The sequence below is a fragment of the Streptomyces yunnanensis genome (assembly GCF_029011865.1).
Taxonomy (GTDB): domain Bacteria; phylum Actinomycetota; class Actinomycetes; order Streptomycetales; family Streptomycetaceae; genus Streptomyces; species Streptomyces yunnanensis.
The window spans coordinates 6991759-7015101 of the sequence record NZ_CP095749.1; the positions used below are offsets into that span (position 1 = coordinate 6991759).

Genomic DNA, 23343 nt, shown 5'->3' on the forward strand with positions numbered 1-23343 from the left:
CCGGCTACTCGTACTCCGTGCCGCCCTTGCGGGTCAGATAGGCGTCGCCGACCATCTTGGCGATGGCCCGCCCGCCCAGTTCCGTGCTGTGGCGGCCGGACAGCGGACGGACCACCACCCCCTCCCGGAGGTGCACCGCCCGCCCGGACACCGTCTCGCGGCCCTCGGCCAACTCCCGCACCCGCTGCGCCTCGTACGGGCCGCTGAACAGCGTCGGCACCACCGGAAGCCGCCCGTCCAGGACCCTCGTCAACTCCTGCGGATCCAGCCACCGCACCCCGTCGCCGTCGGCCACCGCGATGTCGAAGACCGCGTACCCCGGAACTCCCCGCCGGCCGTCCGTGCCGTAGCCGAGGTCCTGGACGCCGTCGCCGTACACCTCGCCGAAGATGCCGACCCGCGACGCCCCCAGCTCCCCGGCCAGTTCCGCGGCGACCTTCGGGAGGCCGTGCCCGTGCACCGCCCGCCAGTACAGGTTCCCGGGGGCCTCGGCCAGCGCCAGCCGCTGCGCGCCCAGCCCCTTGGACGTCACCTGTATCCGGTCGTCGCCGGCGTGGTAGGTCAGGCTGCAGGCGGTGCCGTGCACCTTCTCGGTGATCGCCACCGGCTCGCCCTCGGGGAACGCCGTCGGATACCGCTTCAGGTTCTCGATGTCGATCCACGGCAGCAGATCCGGCGCCGGCTCGACGTCCCCGCTCATCGAAATCGGCACCGGCGGGACCCACTTCACGATCCCGAGCTCCGCCGCGAGGTCCGTGCCGTCGCGGTGCGCCCGGGCCAGATCGACGCCGGTCAGCGCCCGCGGGCGGCACACGATGCCCTGCGACAGCTCGCCGCGCAGACGGATCGCCTTGACCCGGTTGGCGGCGGCGCCGGCCAGCCTGCCCGTCAGGCCCAACTCGGCCAGCAGCCCCTCGGGGAGCACCGCCTGCTCCGGTATGTAGACCGCGAAGTCGCCCGTCCGGTAGGCCCCCTTGGCGACGACCGCCCTGTACAGGCCCACCTGCGCGAGCTCCAGCGCGTCGGCGTTGGGATGCTCATGGACCGTCAGTTCCTCGACCGTGACGCGCAGCGTCGACATGCCGTCCCCCGTTCCCCGTTGCTGTTTCCGTGGCGAGGCGCTCCGTGCCGGGCGTCGCCAGGCCGGAGTCCCGGATCCACTGTGATCGAGCCGCCGTCGACCGGCGACCGATTTTTCCCGCTGTCGACCGGTTGCGATGGGGAACTGGGGGAGGGAGACGAAGGCGGCGTCCGCGCGACCACCGCCGCGCCGCGTTGTCAGTGGCGTCAAGTAGCGTTTTCCCGTACGGAGTCGACCGAGGTGAGGGGGACCGGCGTGGGGAACGACGGCGCGGACGCCGAGCGCGTCCGGAACGACTTCAGTGGCACCGCGCACGGCCCGGTGATCCAGGCCGGGGTGATCGAGGGCGGCGTGCGGATCGAGATGTCACGGCCGGAGCAACCGGTGCCGCGGCAGGTGCCGGTCGGGTCGCCGCAGTTCGTCGACCGCGAGCCGGTGCTGGCGGAGATCGACGGCTGGGTGGGCGCCGGCGGGGGTCTGGCGGTGCTCAGCGGCCTGCCCGGGGTGGGCAAGAGCGCGACCGTACGGAGATGGGCGCACGAGGAGCGCGGCCGGTTCCCCGGCGGCGAGTTCTACGTGGACTTCGCCGAGCTGCGGGCCCAGGCCGGCGGCGACGTCTCGGCCGGGGTGAGCCGATGCCTGCGGGCACTCGGCGTCGAGGACCGCTATCTGCCCGCCGGCCTGGGCGAGTTGACCGGCTTGCTGCGCACCCTGACGGCGGACAAGCGGGTGCTGATGGTCCTCGACGACGTCACCGAGCCGGCGCAGGTGCGGGCGCTGCTCCCGGGCGCCCCCGGCAGCGTGGTCCTCGCGACCAGCCAGTCGATGCTCGGGGAACTGCTCGGCGACGGCGCCCGCCTGATGCCGTTGGAACCGCTGTCGCCGGAGCACGGGCTGCAACTCCTCCGCCGGCTGTGCGGGGAGGAGCGCATCGCGGCGGGCGGCGAGGCCGCGGCCCGGCGGATCGTCGCGAGCTGCGGCGGACTGCCGGTGGCCCTGCAGGTCGCCGCCGCGCGATTGGTGATGCATCCACGTTTGCCGGTGGCCGCGCTGGCCGAGGAATTGGCCGACGACCGGCGCCGGTTGGACGCCCTGCGCCGGGGAGGGGAGCGCACCGTGTCCACCGTCTTCGGAGTGGCCTATGCGGCACTGCCCGCACCCGCCGCGCGGCTCTACCGCCTGCTGGGCCTGCATCCCGGACGCCACTGGGACGCCGGATCGGCCGCCGCGGCAGCCGGCACGACCGTCGCCCACACCGCCGAGCAGCTCGACGTCCTGGAGACCGCGAGCCTGATCACGATGACCGCCGACGGGCGCTACGAGTTCCACGACCTGGTGCGCCTGCACGCCCGCGAACGGGCCGCCCAGGACGACGACGAGGCCGAGCGCACCGCCGCCGTGGCCCGCGTCGTCGACCATCTGCTCACCCGGGCCGCCCAGGCCGATCTCGCCGTCATGGGCCGCCGGATGCGCATCGGCGCCTACACCGATCGGCTGGGCGAGGCCGACCGAGCCACCGCCTTCGCCCACCGGGACGAGGCGCTCGACTGGCTGGACGCCTGGCGCGGCGAGCTGCTGTCCGCCCAGCAGGCCGCCGCCGACCACGGATGGCACCGCCGGGTGTGGGAGCTCGCCGAGGCGCTGACCGCGCTCTTCCTCAACCGCAGATACCTCAACGACTGGGTCAGAAGCGGCGACTTGGGTGCCCGGCACGCCGCCGAGGACGGCAACCCCGCAGCCGAGGCCCGCCTGCGCGCACTGCTGTCCCGCCCCCTGATGGACCGCGACGAACTGCGCCGGGCCCGCCGGGAATTGGAGACCGCCGTCGCCCGGGCCGACGCGTCCGGCCACACCCTGCTGCGCGCCTCCGTCCGGGAGTTCCACGGCCGCTACTGGGACCGCTGCGACCCGGCCCGCGCCGTGACCACCTACGAGGAGGCGATGGTCTACTACCGCGCCGCGGGCGACGAGCGCGGCATCGCCATCGGCCGCTTCTTCATGGGCTGCGCCCAACACGCGGTCGGCCGCACCGAGGAGGCCCGAGCCACCCTGCAGGACGCCTACGACGGGTTCATGGCCCTCGACGACCGGCGGATGGGCGCCCGCGCGCTGGCCGCCATCGGGGGCGTACGCCGCGACCTGGGTCAGATCGCGGAGGCCGTGGCGGCCTTGGAGGAGGCCGTCGCCATGCTGCGCGAGCGCGGCGCTGTCCACTACGAGGCGCAGGTGTGCGAGACGCTGGCGGAGCTGGCCGAGGAACGCGGTGATCACGAGCGTTGGCGGCGCCATCTGACCCGGGCCCTGGAGATATACGAGGCGGGCGGCGGCCCGCGCGCCGCGGAACTGCGCCGCAGACTGACGGACGCCACCGCCGACGGCACGGAGGAATGACGCGGACGGCGCGGCGGGCCGGAGCACCGGGGGAGCGCCCGTCCGCACGCGGATCCGTCAGCCGCCGGGGCGCGGCCGGCTCGCCCGTCGGGTGAGGCGGAGCACCGCGTCCTCCGTGCGGTCGCCGAGCGCGAGGGTGGCGAAGCCCTCCGGCGGCCGTCCGGCGCGCAGGCAGGCGTAGACGGCGGAGGCCAGGACGGTGGCGTCGTCCAACCGGCCGGTGGCGGACACCTCCACCGTCCGGCCGTCGCGCAGACCGGCCCGACAGCCGCGACCGGCGACGGTGACGGCGGCGAGCAGACAGCCGGGGTAGCGGGCGAGCGTGTCGTCGATCCACCGGTCGGCGGCCACGACGGTGTCGGCCGGATCCCGGCGGACCAGGACGGATGCGCTCTCCGGCCACTGCCGGTCGCGCTCGTCGTCCGCACAGGACAGATGGCGGAACGGACCCTCGGGGGCATCGCCGCGCGCCCCGCAGGAGTGGGCGGCCACCGCGGCCGGGGTGCGTTCGACGGATATCCGCGGGCCGTCCGGCCCGTCGGGGTCCCCGGTGAGGGAGGTGTGGACGTGGCAGGCGGTGGTCGGTTCCGGGCGGTCCTGCGGGACCGGTGGCTCTGGTGCGCGGCGCGGTGGCGGGCCGGTCGGTTCGGAGAGGTCCAGCAGGTCGTAGACGGCCGACCGCAGGAGTGCCAGGGCCCGACCCGGGGCGGCGAAGGCGCTCTCGCCGACCTTGCGCAGCCGCTCTGCGGTGTCGTCGCCGGCCGCCCGGCCCCTGCCGAGTGCCCGCTCGATCTGCGGTCGCAGCGGTGCGTCGGGACGCAGGCGCGGGGCGATCCGGCCCAGCTCCGCCATGGGGGTTCCGGCAACGGCCTCGTCGTCGCCGAACGCGCCGAGCAGCAGGGGGGTGCCGAGCGCCGCTCCGTAGAAGGTCACCGACCCGTGGTCGCCGATCAGCAGGTCGGCGGCGAGCAGGGTGGCCTGCCAGCCGGCGGTCGGTGGAATGGTCAGCAGTCCGGCGTCGTGCGCGGAGTCGAGGTGCGACCGGAGGGCCTGACGGCCGTGGGCGGAGGTGATGTTGGGGTGGGTGACCAGCGCCACGGCGTAGTCGTCCAACGGGAGTTCGGCGAGCAGACGGGCCGGGAGGGCGGCGTCCCGGCCCAGGACCGAGTGATCGCGCCAGGTCGAGCTGAGCATGATCAGGCGGCGCCCGTCCGCGACGCCGAGCGCCCGGCGGTACTGTCCGCGCAGGGCCCGTCCGTCGAGCAGCGCGTCATAGCAGGGGTCGCCGACGAGCAGGGTGCGACCGGCAGTCGCGGGGTGGACGGCGGCGAGCTGGGCCGCCTGGTCCGGGTGGGAGATCGCGAGCCGGGCGCGGCCACTGCGCAGCAGCTCGTCCGGGACGACGCCGGCCAGCCGGTCCCGGTCGCTGCGGGAGTCGGGGACGACCTTGTGGAAGCCGACGCCGTGTGGCAGCACCAGTACCGGGCAGGTGTGGGGCGCGGTGGTGAGGTCGGCGTTCTCGGTCGCCGTGATGATCAGGTGGGGATCGGTCCGGGGGAGCTGGTGCCACGGCAGCACCCGGGCACCGACCGAGCGGAGCAGGGCGTGGACGCCGTCGTTGAAGGCGGAGGTGGGATCGAAGGCGAAGACCAGATGGACCCGCGGGTCGTCGCGCAGCACCGGGCGGAGGACGTCGAGGACCCGGACGGTGGAGGTGACGGTGCGGGCGACGGCGACGACCAGCCGCTCGCCGGGGAAGGTCCGCCACCGTTCGGGATCGTCGCCCACCGGCACCCGCAGCGGCGGCAACAGCCCGTGGGTGGTGTCAGCCGCAGCCCCGGACGCCCCTCCACCGGCGCCGCCGCTTCCGCCCGGCCCCGGCCCCGGCCCCGGTTCGCGGTTCGCGGTTCGCGGTTCGCGGTTCGCGGTTCGCGGTTCGCGGTTCGCGGTTCGCGGTTCGCGGTTCGCGGCCAGACTGCGATTAGCGCGTATCACCGTATTCCGCAACCCCTTGATGGTGACGCTCTCCGACGGCCGGGCCACCGGTGAGCGGACGTGTCCGGGGCCCACGGTAGTTCAGCCCCGGCGCCGCGCCGGGGTCAGGGCCGGGCCTCAGGCGCCGTCGGGCTTCCGCCTGCCGCCGTTGAGCCGACGCAGCCGCAGCGACGCCGGGCCGAAGCCGAGGGGCCGGGGCAGCCGGCGGGGAGCCCGCTCGGCGTCGGGGCCGGGGCCGGCCGGCGCGGCCGGGGACGGTGGCACGGTGAGCGCCGCGGCGGGGGCGGTGAACAGGGACGGCAGGTCGGACGGCGCGTCCGTGCTGTCCGGGGTGTCGAGGTCCGGCGACCGCACCGCGGACGCCGCTTGCGGGGTGAACGGGCGCGGCAGACGCGCGACCGGGACGGTGGGGGTGACCACGTCGACGTAGGCGCGGCAGACCGGTGGCAGGCCGGCGGCCGGGGTGCGCAGTCCGCTCATGGCGCCGCGTACGACGCGGGTGGCCAGCGGCGTCCGGGGCGCGCCGGGGCGGGGGGACGGCACCGGCTCGGCGCCGGTGGCCAGCACCCACGGCGCCTCGACGAGCCGGCCGACGGTGCGCTGCACCCTGCGGGCCAGCGCGGGGTCGTCCAGGCCGTACCGCCGCAGCGCCGCGCGCAGCGCTGCGGCGCCATGGGCGGCGAGCGACAGCCCCTGGCCGTAGTCCGGGTTGACCGAGGCCACGGCGCCGCCGAGGGCGAGGAACCCGCTGGGCCAGTACGCCAGTTGCTCGTAGCGGTGGCGGCGGCTGGAGGTGTCGCGGGTCAGCCGCACCTCGCTCAGTGGCTCGGCGTCGGTGACGAGGTCGGCGATGGCCGTGTGGACCCCGCGGGCGAACGGCACGAAGCGGTCGGCGCGTTCGGAGGGGCGCTCGTCGCCGGTGCCGGTGCCGGTGAGGGTGACCAGCCAGCGTCCGTCCTCGATGGGGACCAGCGTCGCCGTCCGGGCGGCCGGGAGCAGGGATGCGGGTGCGGGGGCGCTGCCGGCCGCGCCGTCGGCCCGACGGTGGCCCGAACGGGCGGTGAGCACCGAGCAGTTCTCGTATCCGGCCGGGACGCGGAAGACGCGGGTGGCGCAGACGATGCCGGGGTCCCGGACGTCCTCGGGGACGGTGGGCAGCCCCAGCGCCGACAGCCGGTCCGGGGTGGTGGAGGAGCGGCCGGTGGCGTCGACCACGAGATCGGCGTCCAGGCGGTACGTTTCGCCACTGGTGGTGTCCCGGACCCACACGCCGGTGACGTGTTCGGCGGTGCCGGTCAGCCGCTCGGCGTCCGTGCCGTCGAGGACCCGCACCCCGGGGAGGGCGGGCACCTGCTCGCGCAGGACCCGGTCGAGCAGATCACGGGAGCAGGCGAACACCTGCCGGGTACGGGCCCGTCGGACGGGCCGGCCGGGCAGCAGCGGAGCGGTGGGCTCCGACGGCATCGGGAGCAGACGGGCGCCCGCGGTCAGCCAACCGTCGATCGTGCCGGGCAGCAGGCTCTCCACGACGCGGGCGCCGTCCGTCGCCAGTAAGTGGGTGTGCCGCGGCTGCGGAAGATCCGTGGGCAGCACGGGAGTCCGCGGCAGCCGCTCCCGCTCGACCACGACCACATCGGCGTACTCGGACAGCGCGGCGGCGGCGAGCATGCCGGTGAATCCGCCGCCGAGCACCACGGCGAGGTACGGGTGCGTGAATTGGAGCCCGGCGCTGGTCGTACTGCTCGACGCGTTCATGGGCGGTCCCTTTCTCGGCGGTGGCGCGCGAGCCCCTGGCGGGGCCGGGCCGCGTCCAGAAAGGGCGGCGCGGCGTACGGCCGGGCGTGGCGGCGCGCGGCGGCGATGACGGCGTCGGCGGCGTCGGTGACCCGTGTGGTCAGCGACGGCAGGGAAGCAGACGCGGTCCGCAGCATGCGCAGAGGTGCCGGCGGAAGAGGCAGAGCCCGTTGTGGGTCCCGGCAGGCCGGTGCGAACGCCGGCCTGCCGCCCCCCGATTTCCCCATCATGATTCCCCCTCAGGCCGTGCCCGCCCCGGCGAGGCCCGAGCCTCGTCCTCCGCCACTCCCCACCCGGGGCACCAGGTGGGACGGGCCGGCACCGCTGCCTCGCGCGCCATGCTCCGCCCTGGGGAACGCGGCCGTCGGATCTCGTCAACGGCGGACACACGTCCGGATCGTAGGCGGCGGCGATCACTTCTGGTAGCCGGAATCGAGTGAGAGATGTGTGGGAGCCACCCGCCGTATACCGCCGGGTAGATCTACACCAAAACGGTGCAATGGGCTGAAAATGCTCCCCTGTTTTCTCGCAGAGCGAGAAAACCTCCGGGAATCGGGGGCGGCCGGAAGTCCATCGGTCCTGAAAAGTCCGAAGGGTTGGCGCGAAATGATCGGGATGCGGCGGGCCGGCCGCCGCCGTGCCTACCCTGTGCGGGCACCGCACCGGAGAATCTGAGGGAGAGTCGTGCGCGCGATCGTGATGCGAGAATTCGGCGGCCCGGACGTGCTCCGCCTGGAGGACGCCCCGGAGCCGACGCCCCGCGCCGGGCACGCGCTCGTCGACGTCACCCTGGCCGGTGTCAACTACGCCGATGTGCACGTCCGCGGGGACACCTACCTCGCCCCGGTCGAACTTCCCTACATACCCGGCAACGAGGTCGTCGGAACCGTCGACGGCGGCCGGCGGGTGGTCGGGCTCACCCGCGGCGGCGGATACGCGGAACGGGCCCTGCTGCACCGCCGCGTCACCTGGGACATCCCCGACGCCGTCAGCGACGAGCAGGCGGTCGCGCTGGCCCTCCAGGGCAACAGCGCCTGGCACCTGCTCTTCACCGCGCTGCGCCTCGTCGAGGGCGAGAGCGTCGTCGTCCCGGCCGCGGCCGGCGGGGTCGGCACGCTGGCCGTCCAGCTCGCGGCGCGCGCCGGCGCGAAGGTCATCGGCCTCGCCGGCACCGCGGCCAAGCGCCAACTCGCCCTGGACCTGGGCGCCCACGCGGTCGTCGACTCCACCGCCGAGGACCTCACCGAGCGCATCCTGGACGCGGCCGGCGGCCCGGTCGAGACGGCGCTGGAGATGACCGGCGGCGCCACCTTCGCCCGGACCCTGGCCGCCGTCGCACCGCGCGGCCGGCTCGCCGTCTACGGCTTCGCCGGCGGCGAGCTGGCGAACGTCTCCACCCGGGAACTGATGGAGCGCTCCCTCACCGTCTCGGGCTTCTGGCTGCCCCAGCTCTACGCCGACCGGACGGCGCTGCCGACCTCCATGCGGGCGCTGTTCGACGCCGTCGCCGACGGCTCCCTCACGACACTGACCGGCACCACCTACGCGCTCGGGGACGCGGTCCAAGCGCACCACGACCTCGCCGCCCGCACACCGACCGGGAAACTCGCCCTCGACGTCACCCGCTGACGCCGGTGCCCTCAGGGGCGGGGCACCGAGCACCGCACACGCCGTGCGCCTTCGGGCGCTGATCACTGCCAAGGGAGAGAGCACACGATGGGCCATCGCACCGCAGCGTCGCAGTCCACGGCTCCGGAGGCCGCGCAGCGCACCGGCCAGGCAGCCAAGAGCGCGGCCGCCGCCGGCTCCCGGACGTCGGGATCCGGCCATGCCGAACGGGTCTTCCTCGTCCAGACCGCCTTCGCCGAGCTGGGCGGATCCGCCCACGGGCCCGGTGAGATCGCGGAGTTCACCGGCCTGGACGACTCCGTCGTCTACCGCATCCTGCAGTCCGGCATCTACCAGCGGGTCTTCGAGCGGGTGGACCGCGGCCTCTACCGGCTGCGGACCTCCGCCGCCCAGCTCGCCTTCACCGCGCTCGACCACCGGCTCGACGGCGCGCAGACGGTCCTCGCCGAACTGCGCGAGGCAAGCGACAACGGGCTGGTCTTCCTCTACATGGTGGCGCCGTTCTCCGGCGCGCAGCGGCAGTGCGTCGACATGGCCGTCGGCGACTCCGACCTCGCCGAACTGGGCATGACACCGCGCGACGTGCTGTCCGTGACCCGCTCCCTGCGCACCGGTGCCTCCGGGCGCACCATCCTCGCCTACCTCCCCGAGGTCCTCCAGCAGCGGGTGCTGGCCGAGCCCGTCCCCGAACAGGCCGGCCCGGGCGTCTACCGGGACAACGACGCGCTGCTCGCCTCCCTGGCGGAGGTCCGCGACCTCGGCCACGCGCTCGGCTACGAGGAGTGCATGGCCGGCTGGAACTCCTGCGCGGCACCGATCATGTGGGACGGGGCCATCATGGGCGCGGTGCTGCTGCTCAAGCAGAAGACCGTGATGCCGGAAGCCCCCGACAGCGTCATCGAGGCGACGAAGGAGGCGGCGGCCGTGCTCAGCCGCCACGGAGCGGCCGGGCCGGCGCACAGCTGAACCCGGATCGCGGCGCACGGCCGGGCGGCTGTTCATGAGGCCGTCCGCCTCTCTACCGTGGCACCACGCGCGGCACACGGCGCGCACGACATCCAAGGGGGTCCGATGGAAGCGGAATTGGTGGCGCTCGCCACGGCCGGGGCGACGATGCTGGTGCAGCAGATGGCGACCGAGGGCTGGGCCACGGTCCGCCGGCGGATGGCCGCCGTGCTCGCCCGCCGCCGCGGCGCGGAGGAGGAGGCGGAGGTCGAACGCGAGCTGGACCAGGCGCGCACCGACGTCATCAGCGCCCGGGAGGACGGCGACGAGGAAGTGCCCCAGGGGGTGGCCGTGGTCTGGAAGGCCCGGCTGCGGCGGCTGCTCGCGGAGGACCCGGCCGCGGCGGCCGAACTGCGCCGACTGCTCGACGAGGTGGCGCCCCAGGGCACCCAGAGCGTCGTGCGGGACGTGCACAACACGATCAGCGGCGGTGTGATGACCGGCCCCGTGGTGCAGGCCGGTGTCGTCTTCGACCACCGCGGCACCCCGCCCGGCGGACCGCAATCCCGCTGACCCCGGGGGGCCCGCCGTCCGCCGGCGGGGCAGAATGGCCGGGTGCGGCTCGAAGCGATCACCTGGGAACGGCTCACCGACGCGCTCGCCGCGCGCATCGACGCGCTGACGGCGCACGACGGGAGCCCCTGGCTGCGGGTGGCGGTCGACGGGGCTCCCGCAGCCGCCCCCGGCGACCTCGCCGGGCGGCTCGCCGAGGCGCTGCGGCTCCGGGGGCGGGCGGTGCACAAGGCCGACGCCCACGGCTTCCTGCGACCCGCCTCGCTGCGCTTGGAGTACGGCCGTGAGGACCCGGACGCCTACTACGACGAGTGGTTCGACCGGCGGGCCCTGTGGCGCGAGATCTTCCAGCCGCTGGAGCCGGGCGGCACCGGGCGGGTGCTCCCCGACCTGTGGGACCCGGAGACGGACCGGGCGACGCGCAGCGCCTACGTGGAACTGCCGCCCGGCGGCTTGGTGTTGCTGCACGGCCCGCTGCTGCTCGGGCAGTGGTTCCCCTTCGACCTCTCGGCGCACCTGAAGCTGTCGCCGGCGGCGCTCGCCCGCCGCACCCCGGAGGACCAGCGCTGGACACTGCCGGCGTTCGCCCGCTACGAGGCCGAGGTCCACCCCGAGGAGTCCGCGGACGTCGTCGTCCGGGCTGACGACCCCCGCCGGCCGGCCTGGAGTGGAGCGCCCGGCTGACCGGTCGGGCCGCCGGGCGAACGGCCGGTGCGCGAACCTCCCGGGACGGGCCGCGACCGCGGTGCCGCGCGGACGGTCCCCGCTCGACTCCTGCGCCCCGCAGCCCTCTTGAGGCAACTCCGGATGCGTCCTGGTCCCGTACATCGCGCCCCCTCCCGGGCGATCCCGGCGACCGCCCCGCTGAAAAAACCGTACGGCCGACCACTGACAGTCGACCGCGGACGGCCGAACGCGGCCCGCCGATCAGCGCGTTCGGCACGGCCGGTAGCGTGCGGGGGATGACCACTTCGTTCAACGCAGCAGACGAGCACGCGCCGTTGCCCGGCAGCCAGGGGCCCACCGCCACCGTCGAGGTCCCGCCGCGCGCCGTCGGCGCCGTGGCGATGGCCTACGCACCCGACCCGGACGGCGACCCGGACCCCGGCGAGATCGTCTGGACCTGGGTCCCGTTCGAGGAGAACGACGGGCGCGGCAAGGACCGACCGGTCCTGGTCGTGGCCCGGGAGGCGGCGGGCACGCTGCTGGCCGTGCAGCTGTCGAGCAAGCGGCACAACGAGGACCGGGACTGGGTGGCGATCGGCGCCGGCCCCTGGGACCGCGCGGGGCGCGACTCCTGGGTCGCCGTGGACCGGGTGCTGCGGGTCCACCCGGACGGCATGCGGCGGGAGGCGTGCGCGCTCGACCGGGGCCGCTTCAACCTCGTCGCCAACCGGCTGCGGGAACTCCACGGCTGGCGCTGAGGCCCGCGCGGGTCGGGGCGCGTCGGCCGGGCGGTCAGGCGTCGGCCAGCGCCAGCAGCTTGGTGACGGTGTTCCAGTTGCGCGCGGTGGCCGTCACCCCGAGCCGGGCGCGGCCGACCGCCTCGGCGAGCCTGGAGCGCCCGCTGCCGCCCGGGCACCACAGGAACAGCTCGCGGCCGATCAACCGGAACTGATCCGGCGCGTAGGCGGCCCGGTCGAGCGCGTCCAGCCGGTCGGTGTCGGTCGGCGCCGCCGACAGGAACGTCACGTGCAGGGTCTTGCGCTCCGGCACGGCCGACGGGAACGGATTCCCGGCGACCGTGGCGGCCAGCTCGTCGCGGGTCCGCACGAGCACCGGCACCGTCAGGCCCAGCTCGGCCGCGATCCGCTCCTCGAACCGCCGGGCGGTCTCCTCCGGCGGCGTCCCCGGATCGGCGAAGACGATGTTGCCCGTCTGCAGCAGGACGGTGACGTCCGCCAGCCCCAGGGAACGGGCCAGCTCCAGCTGGCGGGCCTTGGGGAAGGAGTTGTGGCCTCCGACGTTGATACCGCGGAGCAGGGCGATCTGACGGGACATGCGCGGCCCTTCGTGGAACGGTGCCGGCCGGCGGGACGGATTCCGGTGGCACGGACGGGATACGGGACGGATCCGGGCGGACGGCGGCCGGGTCGGCGCTCAGAACAACGGAGCGGGCAGCACGCCCTCCAGGGCCAGCAGCAGCCGCTTGGTCTCCAGGCCGCCGCCGAAGCCGCCGATCCCGCCGTCGCTGGCGACGACCCGGTGGCAGGGAACGACCACGGGGAGCGGGTTGGAGCCCATCGCCGCGCCCACCGCCCGGGCCGCGCCCGGCTCCCCGACCCGGTCGGCGAGGTCCTGATAGCCGACCACGCTGCCGTACGCCACGCCGTCGGCCAGCGCGTGCAGCACCCGGGCGTTGAAGCCCCCGGACAGCGACCAGTCCAGCGGGACCGTGAAGGTGCGCAGCTCGCCGGAGAAGTAGCGGGCGAGCTCGGCGGCGGCCGTCGCCAGATGCGGTATCTCCGGGAGCGGCGGCCCGCCGAAGGCGTACTCCAGGCGGGCCAGTGCCCGCCGGGCCTTCCGCTCGTCGGCATGGAAGACCACCTGGACCAGGCCCTCCCGGGTCGCCGCGAGCAGCAGCGGGCCGATCGGGGTCCGAAGGTGCGTCCAGGCCCAGTCGCGGCGGGCCGGGACGGCCGCCTCCGGGGCGGCGTCCGGCGCCGCGGCCGGCGCTGGACCGTGCTCTGTGTTCGTCACGTGCCCAGACTAGGACCGGCCACTGACAACGCGGCGGGGAACGGTCCGACGGCCACCGCCGGACCCGCACCCCGCCGCGCCGGGACGGTCAGGAGTCGGTGCCGCCGAGCGCCTTGCGCACCACGTCGGGCTTGTTGCTGATGAGCCCCTCGACGCCGAGGTCGGCGGTGCTGACCGCGGCCTTGGCGTCGTCGACGGTCCAGGTGTAGAGCTCCAGCCGCCGGTGGTGCGGGCCCTGGAGCGCGTGCACCGCCTTGACGTACTTACGGGTGACGGCGGTGTGGGGCGGATTGATCTGGTCGCAGTAGGCGGCGTACTTGGGCAGGTCGGCCACCGAGGGGCTGCCCAGGAAGCCCGTCTTGATCGCCGGGTTCAGGCGGTGGACCTTCTTGATCGCGTCGGCGTTGAAGCTCTGGACGATCAGGCGGCGCTTGAGGTGCTCCTGGTCGAGCCAGCCGTCGTGGCGCAGCTCCCGCAGCGCCTGCCGCTCGATCCCCGGGTAGAGCTCGGGGTTCTTCAGCTCCATCAGCAGACTCTGGCCGTTGTCCTCGACCTCTTCCAGGTACTCCTCCAGGGTCGGCACCCGCTCGCCCTTGAACTTCGCGCCGAACCAGCTGCCCGCGTCCAGCTTCTCGATCTCACGGAGCGTGAAGTCGCCGACGTTCCACGAGGAGCGGTCCGGGAAGACCTTCTTGACGTTGGTCGTCCTCGCCAGCGAGGTGTCGTGCAGGACGACCAGCTCGCCGTCCTTGGTGCGCTGGACGTCGTTCTCGACCCAGGCGATGCCGAGCCGGCTGGCCGTGTCGACCGAGGCGAGCGTGTTCTCGGGCGCGTACGCCGCGGCACCACGATGGCCGACCACCACAGGGGGGTGCCCATGGGCCGCGGCCTGGGCGCCCGTGGCAGGCAGGGCGAACGCGGACAGACCCATGAGCGCGCCGGCGACGGCGACGACGGGGCGAATACGCATACGGACTCCTCGTGACGTCGTGGAAGTGAGCTGACGTGAAGTGAGGTGAACGGGGCGGACGGTCGGAGGCTCGCAGCCGGGCCGGAGGGGGAGGGGGACGTGCGGTGGACGGACGCTGAACGAATGGCTGGTATTCCGTGCGGAGCGTCGCAGTTGCAGGGTGCCCGAAATGGCCGTGCAGCAGACATACGTCCCGACGTCGTCCAACTTGCCGGAGCCGCGGCATCCGCGCATCTCGGCCGACGGTGAGTCACCCGTCGCGCATATGACCGTTTTTGCCGGCCGAGTCCAGGGCATACCCCGTGGCCGGCCGCGGCGACACCGGTCCTCGGCCGCCTCCCCGGCTGTCATGATCGTGTCGGGCGGCGCCCCCCACCGTCCGGCCGCGGGCCGGTCCGCTCGCCCCGTCGCTCCGCAGGCCCTCGGGAAACCGCAGGTCAGATCCGATGCGGCACCGATTGTCAGTGGCGGGTCGTACGGTGGATCCCATGCGGCCCGTTTCAAAGATCGAACGCACCGTGGCGCCCTTCGAGGTCGTCAGCTCCTACCAGCCCAGCGGCGACCAGCCGGCGGCCATCGCCGAGCTGGACCGGCGCATCCGCGGTGGTGAGAAGGACGTCGTCCTGCTGGGCGCGACCGGTACCGGCAAGTCGGCGACCACCGCGTGGATGATCGAGAAGCTGCAGCGCCCGACGCTGGTGATGGCGCCCAACAAGACCCTCGCGGCGCAGCTCGCCAACGAGTTCCGCGAACTGCTGCCGAACAACGCCGTCGAGTATTTCGTCTCCTACTACGACTACTACCAGCCCGAGGCGTACGTCCCGCAGTCCGATACGTACATCGAGAAGGACTCCTCCATCAACGAGGAAGTCGAACGGCTGCGCCATTCCGCGACGAACTCGCTCCTCACCCGGCGGGACGTGGTCGTCGTCGCCTCGGTGTCCTGCATCTACGGTCTGGGCACACCCCAGGAGTACGTCGACCGGATGGTCCCCCTCAGGGTCGGCGACGAGATCGACCGCGACCAGCTGCTGCGCCGCTTCGTCGACATTCAGTACACCCGCAACGACCTGGCGTTCACCCGGGGCACCTTCCGGGTCCGCGGCGACACCATCGAGATCTTCCCGGTCTACGAGGAGCTGGCCGTCCGGATCGAGATGTTCGGCGACGAGATCGAGGCGCTGTCCACCCTGCACCCGCTCACCGGCGAGGTGATCAGCGAGGACCAGCAGTTGTACGTCTTCCCCGCCAGCCACTACATCGCCGGCCCCGAGCGCATGGAGAAGGCCGTCGCCGGGATCGAGGCCGAGCTGGCCGACCGGCTCGCCACCCTGGAGAAGCAGGGCAAGCTGCTGGAGGCCCAGCGGCTGCGCATGCGCACCACGTACGACATCGAGATGATGCGGCAGATCGGCTCCTGCTCGGGCATCGAGAACTACTCGATGCACCTGGACGACCGCGAGCCGGGCTCGGCGCCCAACACCCTCCTGGACTACTTCCCGGAGGACTTCCTCCTGGTCATCGACGAGTCGCACGTCACCGTCCCGCAGATCGGCGCCATGTACGAGGGCGACGCCTCCCGCAAGCGGACCCTCGTCGACCACGGCTTCCGGCTCCCGTCCGCGCTGGACAACCGGCCGCTGAAGTGGGAGGAGTTCCTGGGCCGGGTCGGTCAGACGGTCTACCTCTCCGCGACGCCCGGCCCGTACGAGCTGTCCCGCAGCGACGGCTTCGTGGAGCAGATCATCCGGCCGACCGGCCTGGTCGACCCGGAGGTGGTGGTCAAGCCCACCGACGGGCAGATCGACGACCTGGTGCACGAGATCCGCAAGCGCACCGAGAAGGACGAGCGCGTCCTGGTCACCACCCTCACCAAGAAGATGGCGGAGGACCTCACCGACTACTTCCTGGAGCTCGGCATCCAGGTCCGCTACCTGCACAGCGACGTGGACACCCTGCGGCGGGTGGAGCTGCTGCGCGAGCTGCGGTCCGGCGAGTTCGACGTGCTGGTCGGCATCAACCTCCTCCGGGAGGGCCTGGACCTGCCGGAGGTCTCCCTGGTGGCGATCCTGGACGCCGACAAGGAGGGCTTCCTGCGCTCCGGCACCTCGCTGATCCAGACCATCGGCCGGGCGGCCCGTAACGTCTCCGGCCAGGTCCATATGTACGCCGACAAGATCACCCCGGCGATGGAGAAGGCCATCGACGAGACCAACCGCCGCCGGGAGAAGCAGCTGGCGTACAACAAGGAGAACGGCATCGACCCGCAGCCGCTCCGGAAGAAGATCGGCGACATCGTCGCCACCCTCGCCCGCGAGGAGATCGACACCCAGGAGCTGCTGGGCAGCGGCTACCGCAAGCCCGGCGACAAGGACGGCAAGGGCAAGGCGCCGGTCCCGGCGCTCGGCGGGAAGGCCGGGAAGGCGGGCAAGGCCGCCAAGGGCAAGGCCGCCAAGGGCAAGGCCGGCAAGGGCGGCGAGGTCCTGACGGACCGGCCCGCCGCCGAACTCGCCGACACGATCGAGGAGCTGACCGAGCGGATGCGGGCCGCCGCCGCGGAGCTGCAGTTCGAGGTCGCGGCCCGGCTCCGGGACGAGGTCAGCGAGCTGAAGAAGGAGCTGCGGCAGATGAGGGAGGCCGGACTGAAGTAGCGGCGGGAGCACCGGCGAGGCGACCGCGGCCCGCCCCGGGGCACCGGGCGGGCCGCGGACCTGCCCGGATGTGGTGCAGATCCGCCACGATGGCCGGGCCCGGCGCGCTCGGGCCCGGCCCCCTGCATAGGGTCGGGGACAGGGCCGTCGGACCGGCGGGACGCGGACGGCGAGAAGCGACCCGTACGACCCGTACGACATGCAAGGGGAGAACGATGACGGCGGAGCTGGTCCGGGGGCAGAACCACCCGCTGGACCGCACCCGTGTGGAGATCCGGATCGCGGCCGACGGGCCCGTCCTGGCCGGGGTCACGCTCGGCGACGAACAGGGCCGGTTGTCGGGCGCCGAGGCAGTGGCCCATCCGGGCGCGCCCCGCCGCGCGGGCGTCGAGGTGCCCTCGGCGCCGGCCGCCGTCCAGCGCATCGCCGTCGATCTCGGTGTGCTGCCCGGCGCGGTGCACCGGGTGAGCGTGCTGCTGGCGCTGCCGGGCGGGCCCGGCGCACCGCGCGGCTTCGGCGCCGCCGCCGCGCCGTCGGTCGCCGTGACGACCCCCGACGGCATCCCCCTCGCCGGGTACACCGTCACCGGCCTGGGCCCCGAATCCGCGCTGGTCGCCGTGGAGCTGTACCGACGACAGGGCGCCTGGCGGATCCGTGCCGTGGGCCAGGGGTACGCCGGCGGGCTGGCGGAGCTGCTGCGCGACCAGGGACTGCCGGGGGCCGCGGAGCTGGCCGCGCGGATCGAGGAGGCGACCGGCACAGGACGCGCCCCGGTGGCGGCCCCCGACCCGCCGGCCGCGCCCGACCCGGTGCCGGCGGTCCGCCCCGAGCGCCCGACCCTCGGGCCCACCGCCTTCGCGCCGGAGACCGAGTCCCTCGCCGGTGCCCCCGACGCCCCGGCGGTCGGCCTGGGTGCCCCGCCGGCCGGTGCCCGCCTCGACTACCGCCACCCCCGACGCCCCGCCGCTTCCACGGTCGCCCCCGTGGCCCCGCCCGCTCCGGCCCCGCCCGCGGCAGCCGGCGGCCCGGACGGCCCGGCCGCCCCGGTCGCCGGTGACGCCAACGGCTGGAGCATGGAGGAGCGGCTCTACAACCAGGTCCGGGGCATGTTCGAGGACCTGGCCCGGTCGGTCGCGGCGTACCGCAGCGCCGCCGGCTTCGCCGCCTCCCGTCTGGAGCGGGAGCTCGACGAGGCGCTCGCCGACCCCCGCGCCCGCCTGGGCGGCGCCACCGAGGCCGCCCGCGTCACCGCCCGGGACCGGCACGCCGACCTGGTCGGCCGGGCCCGCGCCGTCCTCGACCGCGACCTGGCCCAGCTCGCCGCCGAGTCGGAGGTGGTGGAGCCCGCACTGCCGCCCGCGCTCGCCCGTTGGGACAACCCGGTGTGGCACGCCTACGAGGTGCCGCGGCAGCCCCCGATGGCGGTCCGACTGGGCGATCTGCACCTCCCCGAGGCCCCGGAGCTGCGCATTCCGCTGCTCGTCCGGCTCCCCCTGGAGCGCGGACTGTGGATCGACAGCGGTCCCGGGCCGTATCCCCGTGCCGGGCGGGACCCCGAGCGGGAGTTCGGCCGCCGGGAGCTGGGCAGCGCGCTGACCGACGCGGCGCCCGACGAGGCCGCGCTGGGGCGGCTCGCCCTGGAGACCGCCGTCGCGGTCGCAGCCCGGCTGCTGGCCGCCCACCCGCCGGGCGGGTATGCCGTCCAGGTCCTCGACCCCGCCGGCTCGGCCGGGCCGGCGCTGGCCCCGCTGCGGGAGAGCGGCGCGCTGCCCGAGCCTCCGGCCGCCGGTGCCCGGGGCGTGGCCGCGGTGCTGGCGGCGCTGACCCGGCGGGTCGACCTCCTCCAGATGGCGGTGCGCCACCGCGCGACGGAGGCCCTGCCGCCGGAGCTGGACCCGGCCGAGCAGCTGCTGATCGTCCATGACTTCCCGCACGGCTTCGACGACCGCGCGCTGAACCAGCTGCGCTATCTGGCCGACGAGGGCCCCGCGGTCGGGGTCCACCTGATGATGGTCGCCGACCGGAGCCGGGCACGGGAGTACGGCCCGGTCCTGGATCCGCTCTGGCGCGCCCTGCTGCGGCTCACACCGGTCCCGGACACCCATCTCGCCGATCCGTGGGTCGGCCACGCCTGGACGTACGAGCCGCCGCTCGCGCCCCGGCGCAGCGAGGTGATCCGCCGGGTGCTGGACCGCGTCGCCGAGGCCCGCCGCGCCGCGGACCCGCAGACCGGCTGACACCGCCGTCATCAGTTCAAGGTCAAGCCCCTCACCAGCGGCTTTATCCTTTCCTTTGCCATTTCATGAACCTCCTTTACCATTTCTTGTACGGAGGGGCGTCGGAGTCCCCCGGCAGCGACGACGCTGTGTGTGCCGTATGACCCTGCCGGAGGAGCAGTGGACGTTTCCCTGAACCTGTGGGTGCTGACCATCCTCGGTCTGTGCGCCCTGATCGCCGTCGACTTCTTCATCGGCGGACGCAAACCCCATGAGGTGTCCCTCAAGGAAGCCGGTATCTGGACCGGTGTCTGGATGGGACTCGCCGTGCTGTTCGGGCTCGGCCTGCTGGTGTTCGGCGGGAGTGCGCCGGCCGGCGAGTTCTTCGCGGGCTTCATCACCGAGAAGTCGCTGAGCGTCGACAACCTCTTCGTCTTCGTCCTGATCATGAGCAAGTTCGCGGTGCCGGCCGTCTACCAGCAGCGGGTGCTGATGGTCGGGGTGCTGATCGCGCTGGTGCTGCGCGCCGGGTTCATCGGCGCCGGCGCGGCGATCATCGCCAACTTCTCCTGGGTGTTCTACCTCTTCGGCGCGTTCCTCATCTGGACCGCCTGGAAGCTGATCCAGGAGGCGCGGGCCGGCCAGGAGGACGAGGAGTTCGAGGAGAACCGCTTCCTGAAGGCGGTCGAGCGCCGCTTCCCGTCCACCGACCGGTACCACGGCACCAAGCTGTTCATCGTGGAGAACGGCCGGCGGCTGATGACGCCGATGCTGATCGTCATGCTGGCGATCGGCACCACCGACGTCCTCTTCGCCCTGGACTCCATCCCGGCGATCTTCGGCCTGACCCAGGACCCGTACATCGTCTTCACCGCCAACGCCTTCGCCCTGATGGGCCTGCGGCAGTTGTACTTCCTGATCGGCGGGCTGCTGAAGAAGCTGGTGCACCTCTCCTACGGCCTGTCGGTGATCCTCGGGTTCATCGGCGTCAAGCTGGTGCTGCACGCCCTGCACGAGTCGGGGGTGGCCGTCCCGGAGATCAGCATTCCGGTCTCGCTGGGCATGATCTGCGCGGTGCTGGCCATCACGACGGTGACCAGCCTGCGGGCCTCGCGGCGCGCGGCGGCGGCCGGGCCGGAGACCGGGGAGCCCGCGGTGTCGGCGGACGCGGACCGGTCGGACGCCCGCCGGTAACGGCACGGGCCCGGCGGGCGACGATCCGCCCGCCGGGCCCGGAACCGGGCGTTCGGCCGCTACCAGCCGCGCTCCCGCCACTCGGCGAGGTGCGGCCGCTCGGCGCCGAGCGTGGTGTCGGAGCCGTGGCCCGGATAGATCCAGGTCTCGTCCGGCAACGCGTCGAAGAGCTTGCGCTGCACGCCGTCGAGCAGCGTGCCGAACCGCTCGGCATCGCCCCAGGTGTTGCCGACCCCGCCGGGGAAGAGACAGTCCCCGGTGAAGACGTGCGGATGGCCGTGCGGGTCGTCGTAGACCAGCGCGATGCTGCCCGGAGTGTGCCCGACCAGATGACGTGCGGTCAGCCGGACACGGCCGACGGTCAACGTGTCGCCGTCCTCGACCAGCACGTCCGTGGGGACGGGGATGCCCTCGGCGTCGAACCGCCCGGCGTACGTCCGCGCGCCGGTGGCGTCGACGACCTCGCGCAACGCGCCCCAGTGGTCGCCGTGCTGGTGCGTGGTGACCACGGACGCCAGACCGCTGTCACCGATCAGGGTGAGCAGCGTGTGCGGCTCGGCGGCCGCGTCGATCAGCAGCTGCTCGTCGGTGGCCCGGCACCGCAGTACGTACGCGTTGTTGTTCGTGGGACCGACCGCGACCTTCGAGATCATCAGGTCGGTCAGCTCGTGCACGTCGGCCGGTCCGCCGACCTTCACTGCTCCGCTGTAGGTCATGGCACCAACTCTAGAGCGGGGGGATGACCGGCAGCGGCGCGCCGTGGGTGTCCAGCAGGCCGCCGTCGGCGCGCCCGGTCAGCCAGCCGACCAGGTCCCGCGCCGAGCCGCTCACCACCACAGGACCGGCTGACGCCCCGTCGGCGGAACCGCGGCCTCCGGTGCGCCACCGGCGGCCGTCGTCGGCATGCAGCTCCAGTGCCGTCAGCCCCGGGTGGCGGGCGAACTTGATCCCGGTGAGGAACTCCAACTCGCTGTCCACGAAGTCGTCCGGCAGCTGCTCGACGGTGTAGCCGACGCCCAGGTCGACGTGGTGCAGTTCCACCTCGGCCAGCCGGCGCAGCGCCAGCCGATCGGCCCGCTCGACGACGCCGTTGCGCATCTCGACCTCGTACGCCCGGCGGTTCTCCGGCAGGGCCCGCGCCGCGGCCTCGAAGCGGGCCGCGCTCTCCCCGAGGTCCTCCAGGTGGGCCTTCAGCGGACGGTCGGCGCCCCGCTCGATGTCCTCGTCGCGCGCCGCGGCGCTGGCGTACATCGGTGTGGGGACGCCGGTCCGCGCCCAGTTCAGGAGGTTGACCAGGGCGTCGGCGTTGCGGGCCAGATGGGCCAGGACGTGGCCCCGGGTCCACCCGGGGAGCAGCGACGGCTCGCCGACCGCGGCGTCGTCGAGCTTGCCCAGGGAGACCAGCAGACGGTCGGTGGAGTCGTGGACGGCGGCCACGTCGCGCGCGAAATCAGGGATGGTCATGGTTCGACGCTAGCGCCGCTCGGGCGGGTCCGGGAGACAGACGCAAACCTTCCGGGTGGCAATGAGGTGGTGACCGGTGGCACGAGTGGTGCGCGCGGGCGTGGAAGGGGCGGACGGGATACCGCCCTTCCCACGCCTGTACGCCGGCCGGGGCGTGCCCGCACAGCGGACCCGACCTATGCCGGCACCGGGGCGGGCGCCCCGAACCACCGGCCCAGCGCCGCGTCCAACTCCTCGTGGCCGCCGGGCGCGTCGGCCGCCCACGCGGTGCAGCCGTCCGGGCGCACCAGGAGGCCGGCCAGGTCGGGCCGGTCCGGGCAGCCCGCGGTCACGATCCGCACCCGGTCGCGGTGGCCGGCCGCGCGTTCGCGCAGCGCCGGGTCATCGGCGAGGTCGAGCAACAGGCCCTGGCCGCCGTGCAGATGGTCGGCGAGCCGGCGGCCGTCGGACAGCTCCAGGTCGGGGGCGCTGCGGCCGGTCAGCGGGTGCGTACCGGGCAGGTCGTAGCGCTGCCAGACGCCGGAGATCTTCTTGACGAAGAAGGTGGTGGCGTCGGGCGTCCCGGACAGCTCGGCGATCACCTGGCGCAGCGCCCCGGCGTGCGACTCCGGCCGCATCAGCGCCACTTGGGCCCGGGTCCAGTCCAGCACCCACGCGCCGATGGGGTGCCGCTCGGCGGTGTAGGTGTCGAGCAGCCCCTCAGGAGCCCGGCCGTGCACCGTGGCGGCCAGCTTCCAGCCGAGGTTCATCGCGTCGCCGATGCCGAGGTTGAGGCCCTGGCCGCCGAACGGCGAGTGCACATGGGCCGCGTCACCGGCCAGCAGCACCCGGCCGCGGCGGTAGGTGGACGCCTGTCGGGCGTTGTCGGTGAACCGGGTCGCCGAGATCACCTTGGTGACCGTCACGTCCGGGACGCCCGAGACCCGGCGCAGCGAGGTCTGCAACTCCTCGGCGGTGATCGGGGCTTCGCGGTCCTTGGGCGGGCCGTCGAACTCCACGGTCAGGATCCGGCCGGGCATCGGCCCGTGCACATACGTCCCGGTGTCGGTCCAGTTCCAGCCGGCCCCCAGGGCGTCGGCGCCGGTCAGCTCCACGATGGCCTGGTGGCCGGTGATCGAGGGGTCGGTCCCGGGGAAGGGGAAGTCGGCGAGCCGGCGCACCGTGCTGCGACCGCCGTCGCAGCCCACCAGCCAGCCGGCGCGCAGCGACCCCTCCGAGGTGTGGACGTGGACGGCGCCGCCGTCGGTGTCGTCGGTGTCGAGGCCGGTGAGGGTCACTCCGCGGCGCACGGTGACGCCCAGTTCGGCGGCGCGTTCGCCGAGGATCCGCTCCAGGGCCTCCTGGGGTATCAGGCCGACCTCGCCGGCCGGGCCGCTGGTGCCGAAGTCCGCGTCCGACTCGTCGAGGAGGTCCCCGCGGAGCATGATGCCCGCGAAGTGCCCGGCGAACTTCGGTGCCGGCCCCGGTGCGGCGGCGCCGGCCGCCTGCCGCTGCCGGACGAACGAGCCGAACCGCGCCATGGTGGCCTTCTGCACCTCCACCAGGGGCGGCAGCAGCCCGCGCCGGTAGAAGGCTTCCGCGCTGGGGGTGTTGATCGCCCCCGCCTTGATCGTGGTGTCCACCTCGGTCAGTCGCTCCAGGACGACGACCGAGACGTCCGCCAGTGCCAATTCGCAGGCGAGCATCAGCCCCACCGGGCCGCCCCCTGCCACTACTACGTCTGCGTCGCGCTTCATGAGC

Annotated in this window: 18 protein-coding genes; 9 read left to right on the forward strand and 9 right to left on the reverse strand. The window is 73.9% G+C overall.

Features of this window, described 5'->3' with window-relative positions; genetic code table 11:
- Window positions 1-4: 4 nt before the first annotated feature.
- On the reverse strand, window positions 5-1081 hold the full coding sequence (locus MOV08_RS30460) for an RNA ligase (ATP) (protein ID WP_275309619.1): 1077 nt from the start codon (window positions 1079-1081) through the stop codon (window positions 5-7).
- A gap of 255 nt (window positions 1082-1336) precedes the next feature.
- On the opposite strand from MOV08_RS30460, the gene MOV08_RS30465 reads away from it, so the two are divergent.
- The gene (locus tag MOV08_RS30465; RefSeq protein ID WP_275309620.1) at window positions 1337-3472 is read left to right on the forward strand and encodes an NB-ARC domain-containing protein; all 2136 of its coding nucleotides are present in this window, start codon (window positions 1337-1339) and stop codon (window positions 3470-3472) included.
- Window positions 3473-3529: 57 nt separating this feature from the next.
- On the opposite strand, the gene MOV08_RS30470 is transcribed toward MOV08_RS30465, so the two are convergent.
- Window positions 3530-5281 carry a CDP-glycerol glycerophosphotransferase family protein gene (locus MOV08_RS30470; RefSeq protein WP_338057223.1) on the reverse strand — a complete coding sequence of 584 codons (1752 nt, stop codon included), beginning with the start codon at window positions 5279-5281 and terminating at the stop codon, window positions 3530-3532.
- A gap of 303 nt (window positions 5282-5584) precedes the next feature.
- A complete protein-coding gene (locus MOV08_RS30475; protein WP_275309621.1) occupies window positions 5585-7222 on the reverse strand; it encodes an NAD(P)/FAD-dependent oxidoreductase in 1638 nt (545 codons plus the stop codon).
- 723 nt (window positions 7223-7945) lie between these two features.
- Between MOV08_RS30475 and MOV08_RS30480 the strand changes: the two genes are divergently transcribed.
- The 5 genes from MOV08_RS30480 (at window position 7946) to MOV08_RS30500 (ending at window position 11832) form a co-directional block, all read left to right on the forward strand.
- The gene (locus MOV08_RS30480; RefSeq protein ID WP_275309622.1) at window positions 7946-8890 is read left to right on the forward strand and encodes a quinone oxidoreductase family protein; all 945 of its coding nucleotides are present in this window, start codon (window positions 7946-7948) and stop codon (window positions 8888-8890) included.
- An 87-nt stretch (window positions 8891-8977) separates the two neighbouring features.
- Entirely contained in the window at window positions 8978-9856 is an 879-nt protein-coding gene (locus MOV08_RS30485; protein WP_039637519.1) for an IclR family transcriptional regulator domain-containing protein, read from the forward strand.
- A 105-nt stretch (window positions 9857-9961) separates the two neighbouring features.
- Window positions 9962-10408, forward strand: a complete 447-nt coding sequence (locus tag MOV08_RS30490) for a hypothetical protein (RefSeq protein WP_275309623.1) — start codon at window positions 9962-9964, stop codon at window positions 10406-10408.
- Between the two features lie 42 nt (window positions 10409-10450).
- Window positions 10451-11092 carry a nucleoside/nucleotide kinase family protein gene (locus MOV08_RS30495; RefSeq protein ID WP_275309624.1) on the forward strand — a complete coding sequence of 214 codons (642 nt, stop codon included), beginning with the start codon at window positions 10451-10453 and terminating at the stop codon, window positions 11090-11092.
- A gap of 278 nt (window positions 11093-11370) precedes the next feature.
- A complete protein-coding gene (locus MOV08_RS30500) occupies window positions 11371-11832 on the forward strand; it encodes a type II toxin-antitoxin system PemK/MazF family toxin (RefSeq protein ID WP_189858078.1) in 462 nt (153 codons plus the stop codon).
- Window positions 11833-11866: 34 nt separating this feature from the next.
- Here the strand turns inward: MOV08_RS30500 and MOV08_RS30505 are convergent, their stop codons facing one another.
- From MOV08_RS30505 to MOV08_RS30515, 3 genes are all read right to left on the reverse strand, one after another.
- Window positions 11867-12409: a DUF1697 domain-containing protein gene (locus MOV08_RS30505; protein ID WP_275309625.1), complete on the reverse strand. Its 543-nt coding sequence runs from the start codon at window positions 12407-12409 to the stop codon at window positions 11867-11869.
- Window positions 12410-12508: 99 nt separating this feature from the next.
- Window positions 12509-13108 carry a methylated-DNA--[protein]-cysteine S-methyltransferase gene (locus MOV08_RS30510; protein ID WP_039637524.1) on the reverse strand — a complete coding sequence of 200 codons (600 nt, stop codon included), beginning with the start codon at window positions 13106-13108 and terminating at the stop codon, window positions 12509-12511.
- An 88-nt stretch (window positions 13109-13196) separates the two neighbouring features.
- Complete coding sequence (locus MOV08_RS30515; RefSeq protein ID WP_039637525.1) at window positions 13197-14078, reverse strand: glycerophosphodiester phosphodiesterase; 882 nt, start codon at window positions 14076-14078, stop codon at window positions 13197-13199.
- A 488-nt stretch (window positions 14079-14566) separates the two neighbouring features.
- Here MOV08_RS30515 and uvrB point away from each other — a divergent pair, with 488 nt between their 5' ends.
- From uvrB to MOV08_RS30530, 3 genes are all read left to right on the forward strand, one after another.
- Window positions 14567-16729, forward strand: a complete 2163-nt coding sequence (gene uvrB, locus MOV08_RS30520) for an excinuclease ABC subunit UvrB (protein ID WP_275309626.1) — start codon at window positions 14567-14569, stop codon at window positions 16727-16729.
- Window positions 16730-16944: 215 nt separating this feature from the next.
- The gene (locus tag MOV08_RS30525) at window positions 16945-18966 is read left to right on the forward strand and encodes a TerD family protein (RefSeq protein WP_275309627.1); all 2022 of its coding nucleotides are present in this window, start codon (window positions 16945-16947) and stop codon (window positions 18964-18966) included.
- A gap of 159 nt (window positions 18967-19125) precedes the next feature.
- A complete protein-coding gene (locus tag MOV08_RS30530; protein ID WP_275309628.1) occupies window positions 19126-20139 on the forward strand; it encodes a TerC family protein in 1014 nt (337 codons plus the stop codon).
- Between the two features lie 59 nt (window positions 20140-20198).
- Here the strand turns inward: MOV08_RS30530 and MOV08_RS30535 are convergent, their stop codons facing one another.
- The 3 genes from MOV08_RS30535 to MOV08_RS30545 all read right to left on the reverse strand — a co-directional run bounded on the left by MOV08_RS30535 (window position 20199) and on the right by MOV08_RS30545 (window position 23339).
- Window positions 20199-20855, reverse strand: coding sequence for an MBL fold metallo-hydrolase (locus MOV08_RS30535; protein WP_039637529.1), 657 nt, complete (start codon window positions 20853-20855; stop codon window positions 20199-20201).
- Window positions 20856-20865: 10 nt separating this feature from the next.
- Window positions 20866-21603, reverse strand: coding sequence for a maleylpyruvate isomerase family mycothiol-dependent enzyme (locus MOV08_RS30540; protein ID WP_275309629.1), 738 nt, complete (start codon window positions 21601-21603; stop codon window positions 20866-20868).
- Window positions 21604-21779: 176 nt separating this feature from the next.
- Window positions 21780-23339 carry an FAD-dependent monooxygenase gene (locus MOV08_RS30545; RefSeq protein ID WP_275309630.1) on the reverse strand — a complete coding sequence of 520 codons (1560 nt, stop codon included), beginning with the start codon at window positions 23337-23339 and terminating at the stop codon, window positions 21780-21782.
- Window positions 23340-23343: the final 4 nt, after the last annotated feature.